Annotated in this window: 14 protein-coding genes; all 14 read right to left on the reverse strand. The window is 41.4% G+C overall.

The annotated features are described in order from the left end of the window. Positions 1-66 precede the first annotated feature (66 nt). Complete coding sequence (locus F3D3_RS02285; RefSeq protein ID WP_069870842.1) at positions 67-1,059, reverse strand: GNAT family N-acetyltransferase; 993 nt, start codon at positions 1,057-1,059, stop codon at positions 67-69. 105 nt (positions 1,060-1,164) lie between these two features. Next, complete coding sequence (locus tag F3D3_RS02290; RefSeq protein ID WP_069870844.1) at positions 1,165-3,267, reverse strand: methyl-accepting chemotaxis protein; 2,103 nt, start codon at positions 3,265-3,267, stop codon at positions 1,165-1,167. Between the two features lie 130 nt (positions 3,268-3,397). Then, on the reverse strand, positions 3,398-4,555 hold the full coding sequence (locus tag F3D3_RS02295) for a 1-propanol dehydrogenase PduQ (protein ID WP_069870846.1): 1,158 nt from the start codon (positions 4,553-4,555) through the stop codon (positions 3,398-3,400). A 13-nt stretch (positions 4,556-4,568) separates the two neighbouring features. Then, positions 4,569-5,018, reverse strand: a complete 450-nt coding sequence (locus tag F3D3_RS02300) for an ethanolamine utilization protein (protein ID WP_069870848.1) — start codon at positions 5,016-5,018, stop codon at positions 4,569-4,571. Between the two features lie 172 nt (positions 5,019-5,190). Next, complete coding sequence (eutH, locus tag F3D3_RS02305; protein WP_069870850.1) at positions 5,191-6,279, reverse strand: ethanolamine utilization protein EutH; 1,089 nt, start codon at positions 6,277-6,279, stop codon at positions 5,191-5,193. Between the two features lie 75 nt (positions 6,280-6,354). Then, on the reverse strand, positions 6,355-6,654 hold the full coding sequence (locus tag F3D3_RS02310; RefSeq protein ID WP_139131995.1) for a hypothetical protein: 300 nt from the start codon (positions 6,652-6,654) through the stop codon (positions 6,355-6,357). 57 nt (positions 6,655-6,711) lie between these two features. Then, positions 6,712-7,260 carry a BMC domain-containing protein gene (locus F3D3_RS02315; RefSeq protein WP_069870853.1) on the reverse strand — a complete coding sequence of 183 codons (549 nt, stop codon included), beginning with the start codon at positions 7,258-7,260 and terminating at the stop codon, positions 6,712-6,714. Continuing rightward, the gene (locus F3D3_RS02320) at positions 7,253-8,617 is read right to left on the reverse strand and encodes a 4Fe-4S dicluster domain-containing protein (RefSeq protein WP_069870855.1); all 1,365 of its coding nucleotides are present in this window, start codon (positions 8,615-8,617) and stop codon (positions 7,253-7,255) included. Before F3D3_RS02320 ends, F3D3_RS02315 begins: the two co-directional genes overlap by 8 nt. Before the next feature lie 19 nt (positions 8,618-8,636). Next, positions 8,637-8,921 carry a EutN/CcmL family microcompartment protein gene (locus tag F3D3_RS02325; RefSeq protein ID WP_069870857.1) on the reverse strand — a complete coding sequence of 95 codons (285 nt, stop codon included), beginning with the start codon at positions 8,919-8,921 and terminating at the stop codon, positions 8,637-8,639. Positions 8,922-8,925: 4 nt separating this feature from the next. Then, positions 8,926-9,561 carry a hypothetical protein gene (locus F3D3_RS02330; RefSeq protein ID WP_069870859.1) on the reverse strand — a complete coding sequence of 212 codons (636 nt, stop codon included), beginning with the start codon at positions 9,559-9,561 and terminating at the stop codon, positions 8,926-8,928. Beyond that, complete coding sequence (gene eutJ, locus F3D3_RS02335) at positions 9,558-10,385, reverse strand: ethanolamine utilization protein EutJ (RefSeq protein WP_069870861.1); 828 nt, start codon at positions 10,383-10,385, stop codon at positions 9,558-9,560. The genes F3D3_RS02330 and eutJ overlap by 4 nt, the downstream gene beginning before the upstream one ends. After that, a complete protein-coding gene (gene pduL / locus F3D3_RS02340) occupies positions 10,382-11,020 on the reverse strand; it encodes a phosphate propanoyltransferase (RefSeq protein WP_069870863.1) in 639 nt (212 codons plus the stop codon). Before pduL ends, eutJ begins: the two co-directional genes overlap by 4 nt. A 12-nt stretch (positions 11,021-11,032) precedes the next feature. Continuing rightward, positions 11,033-11,818, reverse strand: coding sequence for a hypothetical protein (locus tag F3D3_RS02345; protein WP_069870865.1), 786 nt, complete (start codon positions 11,816-11,818; stop codon positions 11,033-11,035). Positions 11,819-11,863: 45 nt separating this feature from the next. Beyond that, on the reverse strand, positions 11,864-12,157 hold the full coding sequence (eutM, locus tag F3D3_RS02350) for an ethanolamine utilization microcompartment protein EutM (RefSeq protein ID WP_069870867.1): 294 nt from the start codon (positions 12,155-12,157) through the stop codon (positions 11,864-11,866). Positions 12,158-12,247: the final 90 nt, after the last annotated feature.

The raw sequence follows: 12,247 nt of genomic DNA on the forward strand, positions 1-12,247 counted from the left end.
TATAAGTTCAATCAAGTTAAAGCCGTAAAATCCGTTTTAATTAAATTTGAAGCAAATCCATAAGGCTTATTTGCTCTGATTTATCCTATAATAATCCATCGTAGAAGTCGGTTCAAATCCACAGGATGTATAAAGATTTAAGGCATTGGCATTATTCGCTTCCACCTGTAGCATCACTCGACTTGCATCTGAATCCAGCAGTTGCATCACAGATTTCATTAAAAGCCATCTGCCATAACCCTTTCCTCTATATTCTGGAAGTACACCGAGTCCATAAATGCCGCCTAATCCCTCAGATAATTGCAAATGGGTTTTACCGAATAAAGCTTCCCCAGTTTTGGCCATATAAATCGTCATGCCACGTTGTTCTTCCGTTTCTGGCATCATTAGATCTGCTGGATCAGAAGGCATGGTCTCATCCGCTTCAAGATCAAATTCTTCTTTGAAATAAATAACATTTTGCCTTGCAATTTCCTGAGCATCTGCATTGGATGCTTTTCTTATGGATAGCAGCCCGCGATCCTCAATTTCTTTAAATCTGCCCTCTTTAATAATGGCATTAAAAACAGTTTGTTCTAAATACATTTCATATTCTGTATGCTTATAGGCCGCATTTGTGTTTTTGATAAAGGCTTGACCTTCAAATGACTTTCGATCGCTTAGAAGCAGCATCGCCTGTGAATTTCTTCTATGAAACTCATCTTTCACATATTCAAAAAGGGTTTTAAAATAGCCTCTTCGTCTATAATCTGGATGGACCATACCATTGACTTCAATTTGACTTCCAATGCCACCAAAACCGCATATGCCAATGTATCCCACCAATTCGTCTTCAACATAATACATAAATTCGTTGATTTTTTCTCTAACTAAAGGGGACGCATCCGATGCGTTTTGTGCCCTCTCTTTTTGCTTTGCTTCTTTAGAAATAGTCCGTTTATAATCCAATTCAAGTTTAAGTGAAACACCTTCTTTAAGGCATCTCTCTTCAAGTGCGGATACGTTTAGATGATCTTCTTTTGAAAGATACGCCGCCAGTTTTATATATTCCGATTTCATAATAGCCTCCAGATTTAAGTCTAATGCGTTTAAGGGTTGTTGCCTTTAGTATAACAGACTTGAGCCCTTCCCACTATACCTCACCTAGGGAAAACATCGCTATACTCAAACTGTAAACTGATTGACGGCATTATTGAGCTCTAAGGTTAAATTACTGAGTTTTTTCCCATATTCATTGAGATTCTCGATGCCATTTTTCTGCTCGATCATCGCTGAAGTGGCTTCTTCTGTGCTTGCTGTGGTTTCTTCTGAAACCGCCGAAATATTCGTAATGGCATCTAAAATTTCATCCTTACTTGTTTCTATTGTACCCGCACTGTTGCCTACAGCAAGTATCCTATCCGTCATATGCAAGATCGCCTGATTGATCTCATTGAATATTTCGATTGATTTTTTAATAATTTGGAACTGTTCTTCTTGAGCACTTCCAACGAGGCTCACACTAATCACAGCATCATCCGATTTAGAAATCACTTCCTCAACGACCTTCTTGATATCTTTAGTAGCCTTGCTTGTCTGTTCTGCTAAAGTACGGATCTCATCCGCCACCACTGCAAAGCCTCTTCCCGCTTCACCTGCTCTTGCCGCTTCGATGGAGGCATTTAAAGCCAGCAGATTGGTTTGAGATGCTATATTTTCAATAATCGCTGTAATTTGGTCAATACTATTTACAGCTTGATTTACATCTTCAACCACCGTTGCGATTTCCTTTGAACGTGATTTTGTCGTCACAGTTTTGTCATCGAGTTCTCTTAGGATTAAAACCCCCTCAGCTGAAATGCCTTGTGCTTGATCGGATATGCGAACCACTTCATTGATGGTCTGTGAGGTCCTATCAATCATCTCACTGAGGATTGATGTCTTTTGAACGATGCCCTCTATGTCCTCTGACTGTTTTAAATTGGCCTCAGCAATCTGACTCACGATGGTGGTCACATCTGTTATGGACAGCACACTTTGATCCGAAATTTTTATCATTTTACCCGCACTCTCTTCCACCACCTCAGCTGAGTTGTGCACATTGCCAATAAGCTGTCTCATTTTTAAAATCATCTGATCAAAATTATGGGCTAGCTGCCCCAGCTCATCTGTTGAATTTAAAGCACATTGCTTTGTCAAATCTCCTTTTGCCACTTGATCTATCACCTGCATGAGCTGATTGATGGGTCTTTTAATACTGCTTTGAATGTAAAATATGATAAACGTTATGAGCAAAAGTGCACCCGCTAACACCATCAAATTAAAAGCAAGATTTTTTTTAAAAGCCTGATAAATGACACTTTCAGGCACAAAATGGATGAGTTGCCACTCTTTTTTTTCGCTAAAAAATGAAACGGGGGTGCGTATGATCAACTGTCGTCCTTCTAACCCTTGGACGTATTCAAAATAAGAAGATTCTTGCGTATGGCGCTTCATGTTCTGAAACAAAAGGGTTTCAGACAAATTGCTGTTCACTGAGTCCTTGTCAATCGTTGAGCCAACAACATTTTGAGCCCCTGTCACCATAAGGGCATTCATGCCTTCTAGGTTCTTTTGTGTTTCTTGTTCCAATATCCCTTGAACTTCGTTGAGTTCAATGTCTGCGGTTACAACGCCTATAGGCTTCCCGTCCATTTTAATGGGATAGGATATCGTGAACATCAGCACTTCCTCACCATTCACAGGATAGAGATAAGGTTCCGTTACGATAGACTCTCCCGTTTGCATCGGTAGGATGTACCAATCGCCATCTCCAGGGATATCATAGCCCACAAGTGGCTCCACTACTGGATTTTTGCCATCTGAAAGTGTAATATAGGGCAAAAACCGCCCCTGCTCATCTGATCCCATTGCATTTTGGAATTTAAATTCATTGTCTTTCTGATCAAATGCATTCGCCATAAAGCCTACACCGTGCCCTACAATTTGCTTGTTTTCTTTTAAGCTTTCACTTAAGAGTTCGAGCACATCAGAGCGCTCAAGTCTGCCCTTTTTTATGAGCATGGCAAACTCCTCTGAAAAATTTTTCACAACAAACTCAATATGAGTCATCTGTTCTGAAAAAAGCGCCGCTTGTGAACTCGATAAATACTCTGCTTTTATAGTGGCTTCTAGCAAATCTTTTGACTTCATATTTAGAATGAGATTTGCTTGGAGTACAAGATTGATGACAACAATGACCACAGCCATCATTATAATTCTATGTACGAGTTTAATATTTTTAAACATGAATTTTCCCCCTATCGCAAAAACGAATAATATACAATGACTTTGCTCTGTCCACGTGTAACTGCTGACAGCAGGTTACATATAACAGCAAAGCTGTCCACAACCGACTTGCTTGTGGACAGCCCTTAAATTAACGTCCTCTAAATGCCTGTTCTAATCTCTTTTCAAGTACTTTTAACGTCACAATTCTCGGATTGGTCGTGGTACAAATATCATCAAATGCACTTTGTGCCATTTCTGGAATTGCCTTATAATATGCTTCTGGATCAATGCCATAAGCTTCAAACGTTTCTGGAATCTCCATCTTCTTATTAAACTGCTTAATAACCTCGATCAAACTCTTTATTTTAACCGTCATCTCTTCACTCTCAACACGAATCAAATTGGCAAGTTGCGCATAGGGTTTTCCAAACTCGTGCACAAGTCCATCTTCTAAACCCGAGTTGAAAGCGATGATATAGGGCAGTAAAATCGCATTGGCACGACCATGGCTTACGCCAAAATGGCCTCCAATCGCATGTGCAAGGCTATGATTAATCCCTAGGCCTGCGTTGTTAAACCCTATACCCGCCATACAAGAAGCATCGTGCATGTGTTGCCTTGCAATTTTATTATTGCCATTATAATAGGCCTTCAAAAGATTGTTAAAAGCAAGCTTAATGGCTTCTTCCACGAAGAGATTGGTAAATCGGTTAGCACCCGTGGCCACATAAGCTTCAATTGCATGTGTAATGACATCCATCCCCGTATCCGCTGTGATGGGTTTAGGCACTGAAAGGGTGAGACTGGAATCCAATATAGCAACATCTGGTAACATCAACGCATCTTTTAAAGGAATTTTAGTATGCGTCTTAGAATCTGTTATAACAGAGATCGCCGTCACCTCCGACCCTGTGCCACTGGTGGTGGGAATTGCGATAAATATCGGTTTCGTTATATGCGTTTTATCCAGCAAACTTTCTTTTGTTTTGATACAAAAATAGATAATGGCCTTTGCGGCATCTATAACGGAACCGCCACCTATTGCAATAAGTGCCTCTGGTTTATAATCAATAATATGATGAAGTCCTAGATTAACGGTTTCAAGTGAAGGGTTTGCCTCTACGCGATCAAATATTTTATATTCAATGCGACTTGCATTGAGATGCCCAGTCACGCGATCTACGATGCCCAGTTTCACCATCATCGTATCGGTGACGATGCAAACTTTCTTAAGAGGCAGTGTTCGGATATATTCTATAGTGCCCTCGCCAGAAATCAAGTCCGTATCTAAAACAAATTTGTTCATCATGCCATCTCCTTTATGCTTGTTCTGCCCAGTTTGCTGGATATACCACGTACATAAATCGGCAGAAGTTTGGTGTAGAAAACTGAATTTTCGTGTTTTTAGGGATTAGAATAATATCCCCCTTATTCCCCACGATTTTACGGCCGTCTATGATGATTTCAAGTGTACCGTCGATCACATAATCCACTTCATCATAATTAAGCGTCCAATCAAAGGTCGTATCTTCCATTTCCATAATCCCAGCACCGAGTCTTGGACTTTCATCTAGTGAGTACAAATCGGTTAAAAAGACTTTATCGCCCGCTTTTCCAGTGTCAAAGGGTTCAGGTTTGATCTTTTCAGCCTTAATGCCAATGACACCACTTTTATCCACAACACGATGTTGTTTTTGTGATTGATTCATTTGTTCCTCGATGACTTTTTTGACGATACTTTCAATCATCTGTATATTAATATCTTGCATAATGCCTCCACTAACCCTTTATTTCATTAGACTCTAAAAATTTAACTATGGTTAGAGTGTCACAAGTCAGTTTCGCATAAACCCTCAACCACATGCACTATCGCGTACTTTTCGTAAACAACATCATATGGTAGAGGGTTGCTCAACTTTTGACTTTTGACACTCTAACAAACTATGCCTTATGAGGTGCTGTCTTTTTAACAAATAGTAATGCTACCATAACTGCCGTAATACCTGCAACGAGTTTCCCGACGACCATTGGAAAGATCATATCTTGCGCCACACCTGCAGTGAAGCCAAGATGATCCCCAAATACGAACGACGCACTTACAGCAAAAGCCACATTGAGCACTTTACCTCTATCGTCCATGTCTTTCATAAGACCGAACATTGGAATGTTATTCGCAAGTGAAGCCACCATACCTGCTGCAGAAACATCGTTCATACCGAGCACTTTGCCAAGTCTCATAAGCGGTTTGCTAAAGACTTTTGTGATGACATAAACCATTGGAAATGCACCCGCAAGCATAATTGCAATAGACCCAACGATTTCAATACCATCCCAAACAGGTGCCATACCAGGGATGATCACGATTCCAGTAAGCGTTTCTACGATAATGGCCGCAAGACCTACCGTGATCATGATCACCACACCCTTACCAAAGAGGATAAAGCCATTGATCATTTTTTCAGGAATTTTCCATAACCCTAACGATAGTAAAATTGAAACTAAAATGATTGGCACTAAATTTTTTAAAATCATGGTCACATCAAATCCAGCCACTAAACCACCTGCTAAACAACCCAGTGGAATTGTGATTAAACCTGCCAAGACCCCTTTCGCTAAAAATGGATGATCTTCTTTTTTAATAATGCCCAGTGCGACTGGGATCGTAAAGACGATGGTTGGACCCATCATTGCGCCTAGGATAAGACCTGCAAACAAGCCTGCCTCATTTGTGAGTGCAAGTTCCATCGCAAGTGGATATCCGCCCATGTCGTTTGCAAGAAGTGTTGTAGCAAACATGGCTGGATCTGCACCAAGTGCAGCATAAACAGGCACTACAATAGGTTTCAACACTTTTGCAAGAACAGGCGCAAGTGAAACAACCCCTACCATTGCAACTGCCAAAGAACCCATTGCCATAATACCTTCGTCAAATTTTTCCCCTAATCCAAATTTATTCCCTATGATTTTGTCTAGTGCACCAAGGACCATAAAGCCCACCATAATATAAACTATAATTACATTAATACTCATGATTTCCCCTCCGTTTTATAGGGTTAGGGTGTCAAAAGTCAGTTTCGCATTAACACCCTAACCTAATATGCAATTTTAAAGTTTTTCAAGGACACCTTTTAAAATTTTAGCCATTACACGTGTATCTTTTATGCCATAATCATTTTGAAGCATGTTGAGTACTTGTGACTTAATGTGTTCAACTTCACCTGATTCTGCTGCGCGCTCACCCTTTTGAATGTCACATGTAGAAGTTGGGGCTTGAGCTTTTTCATTTTCTTTACAAGGTTTACTGCCAAACTTGATGGTCACACCTAGATTTCTAAGCACATCTTTAGCACCAGGCGTCAATATCATATCGGCCTCCATATAGATGGCTTCTCGAGTCTTATCCATGAAGCTTTCAACGTTATTTTTGGTTACCAGTCTCTTTGAAATCGACCTCACCTCTTTCTATAATATCGCGTTCATCAAAGATGAATGCGGTCTTGGAATTACTGTTTTACCCACAAGCATGCCATTTTCCAGTGTACTTTCAACACCTGCTTCTACTGCCGCTTCCACGGCACTGACATCTCCCGTAAGCGTCAGCGTCGCCTTGCCTCCTAGAGCAAATCCTAATCTCAACTCAATCAGGGCAACATTTGCTGCTTTTACAGCGGCATCCGCTGCTATTATCGCCGTGGCAATGCTGAAGAACTCAAGTACCCCCAGTGCATCTTGTAAAACAACTAGAGAAGAACCTGTGATTGCAGGTATAATATCTGGATGCAAGTTAGGCAGTACCAGCTGGTCCACAATGGCCTCACGACCAATCTCTACACCCGCTTCCACGGATGCCTTCACAGCCCCAGTATCGCCACAAATCATTACAAGAAACTTTCCCGGACATACAGAGTGCGCTTTTAACAATTTGACCTCTGCGGCTTTGACCATGCCATCTGCAACTTCATAGCCTCTCGCGATGCTATTGAGTTCTATTAAGCCTAATGTTCTAATCATGTCTCGCCTCCTTCTGTATGCCTTCTGTTATGACAACAGCATTTTCGATCACCGTAACGGTTCCCGATATGCTGGCGTGTACACGGGCACCCATTGCACCGTCTTCAATATCTGCAATGCACTGTCCTGCCTCGACAACATCACCCGTTTTAACGCAAGGGATAGCAGGTTTGCCAATATGCTGTTTTAAGCCAATCGTCACTTGGGGAGGCGTATACGAAACCAAATCGTCTAAATGAATTTGCGCATACTCCGATAATGCCACTCTGGCAATCAATCGATTGGAGTATACTTTTCTATAAGGTCTCATATCATGCGCTTCTGTGATTACGGGCTCGCTTTCAGAGGTCACTTTTCGCTTATAACCACTGCTGAGCAGCATTTGCTTCACCTTTTGATTCACTGTTTTAGGCGACAATCCCATGGGACAAGCATAGAGCTCACAGATACCGCATTCACAACATAAAAGTGCCGATTCATAAGCTTCTAACGATTTTTCACCATTGCCTATAGCACGCATGACTTTATGAGGCCAAAGCGGATGTCCGTTTAAAAATCGCGGACAGAGATCTGTACACATCCTGCACTGGATACAACTGCTTGCCGCTCGATTTATAATATGCTTAAAACTGAGCCGCTTACTCGTAATAATAGGATGCGCTTCAGGTAATACAATAATACCACCTAAAGTCTTCGTTACAAAAGTACTTTCTATCGCTGCCATGTTACAATCGGCACCCATCATCGGCCCCCCTAATATCACTGCATATAGAGTCGGTAAGACCCCACCTGCCAAATCAAGACATGCCTTTATGGACGTCCCTATGGGTACTTTTATAAGTGTGGGGGTCTTGACTGCCCCTGTCACCGTAATCACTCTACTGGTCACAGGCACATTTTGAATACTCTTTTCAATGTCTAATAGCGTCGCCACATTGCTGACCACCGCGCCCACTGCAAGTGGAATGCCACCTGGCGGAATAGAGAGATTTAAGATTTCTTTCACCAACATTTGCTCATCGCCCGCAGGGTAAAAACTCTCAAGTGCTTTAATTTCTATTTTTGAATTTTGCTTTTGAATCGCATGCTCAAGGCACTGGATTTCTTTTTTATACTTGGCTTTGATGCCAATGATCTTTCGAGTCGCTTTTAAATGCGTGCCTACTATTTCAATGCTTCTTATGAGTTCCTCTGCGAAATGTCTCATATAATACTTGTCTGTTTCTAAAAGGGGCTCACACTCGACACCATTGACGATCAGCGTTTCTACTGTGGTATTGAGCTTGATATGGCTTGGAAACCCTGCGCCACCTGCCCCAACCACACCTGCTTCCTTAATGGATTGAATCAATTCCATGTTGCCTCCTCGCACTTTGCTACTTAAGCTCAACACTTCGATCAATTTCCACTTCATCCACAATCCCCACGATCATGGCATCGATTGGACAAAGTGCTTTATCCAGCGCTCGCCTTGCAGAACTTCCTGTGACCACGAGCACCGTCTCGCCTATTCCAGCACCCACGGCATCTGCGGCCACCAGCTCCGCCCTGTCGACCCCAGAATAGTGATCAATGGGTTTAATGACCAGCAATTTCAAACCATTTAAGGCGTTTTCTTTTCTTGTAGCCCATACATTTCCGATCACTTTGCCTACGATCATAAAATCACTTCCTATTCAATCTGATTGGGTTTTGTCTTAAAAAATCTTGAGCTGAAGGGGTTATAATCGCATTTGAATTGACATTTACCACTTCAATATTTTGACCTAAATAATGAATCAGCTGACTCTCCGTAAGTACCTTTTGATTCAAGTCAACACATTTTGATACAACTTCTTGACTTTGGTCAATCCTTCGACCCGCTTTCAAAACAGGCTCCAAATTGTCATCATCCATTTTTTCCTTAATATTCAAACCGCTTTGTTCTAATATTCCGAGTGCTTCAAAATAACGATTGATAAAGGGGGTTCGCACCGCTTGAATGTTAAGAAGCTCTACGGAGGCTTTTAAAACCACGATTTTATACCCTTTAAGCAATGCTTCTATGACGATTTCAGAGAGTGCATCTACAGGCAAGCCCTGATACACGGACATGAGCTGTTTACAAGTGAGTTCTGGTATCCAGACATCAATCTCCTTTTCACCTGTGTCTAAGATCGCCTTTTCCTCTATGAAAAAGGCTTGCTCTAGCTGGTTTTTAAGGTCTACTGAATAATTGAGATTTGAAATGATATTGACCTTTTTCAGTTGTCCGAGCTTGTGGAGCACCCTTTTTACAATCTGATCTATCTCATAAGTCATAGCCTCTCCTCTCTTTCACAAAACAGTGCAATACCAAGCGGTGTCACCAGCAAAGGTTGCTTGGGTTTAAAAGTTTTAATGCCCGTTGCGCTTTCAAATATTTGTTCCACACCTGGCAAGAGGCAAGTGCCGCCCACTAGACATATTTCCTGAATTTCATAGCCTTCTATGTGCTTTTTAACGATTGAGGCCATCTTTTCGAATACAGGTCTTACAGCCTGAACGACCTCTCTTTGCCTACTGGTGTTCTTTTTCAAGGCCTCGGCTTCATCAAAAGTCAAATGATAATGCCCTGATAAAACAAGGGTTACATGGGTCCCACCTGTGGCTTCATCTGCCGTATAAATCACTTCGCCGTTTTTCAATATGGAAAGGCCTGTGGTACCGCCCCCCACATCGACGATCACACCGTCTTTAAGTTTTATAACAGCATTTGCCGCTGTAGGTTCATCCACTATGGCTGTCACTTCAAATCCCGCACTTTCCACAACGTATTTATGTGTATTTGAATCTTGATGTCCAGTTCCTGGTGGCACTGCAATAGCTGCTTTAATAAGTTCCACATTAAGCCGCTCTTCCAGTTTCTGCTTAAGCCGTTTTACAATCTGACAAGCCCCTATATAATCCACAACGAGCCCATCTTTTAACACTTTTGCAAATTCCATTTCAACAGCAACAGGCTCGTCCATTTCATCGATGACCACCAATACGATATACGCTGTGCCAAGGTCAATGCCAACCCTCAATTCCCCTTCAAAATCATGTGTGTGCTCAAGGGCTGATACGACTTTTGCGATGGTTTTATTGGCACTTTCGAGGTTCATAGAGAAACCTCGACGATTCTACCAACCGCATTTTTATCCAATCCCACCGCATTGGCCTCATCATAGTCAATGTGCATGCTCAAACGATAATCTGCCTTTACTCTCACAAGCACTTTGTCAAAAATAACAGGACGCATCCCCGAAACATATACGGAAACTTCTTGTTTGTCTTTTACCTTTAAGAGCATTGCATCATCAGGTGTCATATGGATGTGCCTTTTAGCCACAATAGTTCCCGAAACAGCCGTTATGCATTTACCCGCATGCGCTATAATGACACTTTCTGTCTGATCTAAATCTCCTGAATCTCTCACGACCCCTTTTAATCCGATGCTTCTGGCATCCGTCATCGACAGTTCGACTTGTGTCTTGTCTCTACAAGGGCCTAAAATCGCCACTGCTTTTATGACGCCCTTAGAACCGATCAACATAACCTTCTCTTTATACAGATATTGCCCTGGTTGAGAGAGTTCGCGATCAATTGTCAGTTCTGTGGACCCAAACAAGGTCATTGCATCTGCTTTACTTAGATGAACGTGTCTGCCTGATGCTTCAACTCTGATTTTAGGGACTTCTTGATCTTTCAATTTTTGAACAACTGCTTTCACAATCGCTTCTATTTTTAGATTTTCCATGTTCAACTCACTTTATTTATAATACTGCCCTCTTATCCGACACATCATAATATAAGCCACACTGCTCAAACGATTTAATAACTGTATAATATCCTTACGTGAAATGTCATTGCCTTTTTTAAAGGCACACAGGGCACACAGTTCAAGTTCTCTAATATAGGTTCTCAATCGATTGAGTTCAATAATCTCTATACCCATGCTCACATCTGGTAAGAAATGCTCAATATCATAGTATTTTTTAGGATAATGGGAGTGTTCTCTGATCTCAACATCTGTTAATCCAATCACTTTATCAATTTCTATGGGTTCATCAAGCACTTCAGCTCTGAGCAATCCTCTAAAAACTTCTAAAAGTTCTTTGAGTTCTGATTGAAGTGCTGGTTTTGAGTCTAAGAGTCTATATTGAATTTCTAGGACAAGTGCTTGAATGCTGTCCATTTTACCTCTGAAGAGAATCCTCGGATCATCTTTAAAGACCAATTGATTGCCCCTTAAATGCGTCATGTACTCTGGCTTAACTTCATAAAAACCACCATCATAGTAGGAAACAAACTTAGGTTTGATGCCCGTTTCCATAGGTTCGAAACCTTTATAATGATTTTCTTTAATAGGTGCTGCCTCACTTTTATCACTTTTAGGGATATGATCGAGGGAATCGTCTGTGATCAGAGCGATGCCTCTCTCCCTTAGAAATTGTCTCGCAGAAGGGGTCACAATGTCCCCCTTTTGGATTTTCAGAGTGCTTAGAGTTTCTTTTTTTAGCATTGCTCTGAGCGCAGCTTCTGTAATTAAACTCATGAAAAGCTCCTCTCCATCCCCTTAGGGGATTCGTGAAAATAACGCTTATTCCGCAGTTCTATTCGTGGAAGGTAAAATGAGTTCAACTTCTCCATGTGGTCTAGGAATAACGTGCACCGAAATCAGTTCGCCTACGCGTTCAGCTGCAGCAGCACCTGCATCCGTTGCCGCTTTAACTGCGCCAACATCGCCTCTAACGAGTACCGTTACAAGGCCTCCACCCACTTTTTCTTTACCTACAAGTGTTACATTTGCTGCTTTTACCATTGCATCCGCTGCTTCAATAGCACCTACCAAACCTTTAGTTTCAATCATTCCAAGCGCATTCATAGTAGCCATAATATTGCCTCCTCATATAATTTAATTTTTAGTGTTGCCTCTAAATTTCATTTTCAATTGACCTTAACGATCCACTAAGCCACGGTATTT

This window comes from Fusibacter sp. 3D3 (assembly GCF_001748365.1).
In the GTDB taxonomy this organism is placed as follows: Bacteria; Bacillota; Clostridia; order Peptostreptococcales; family Acidaminobacteraceae; genus Fusibacter_A.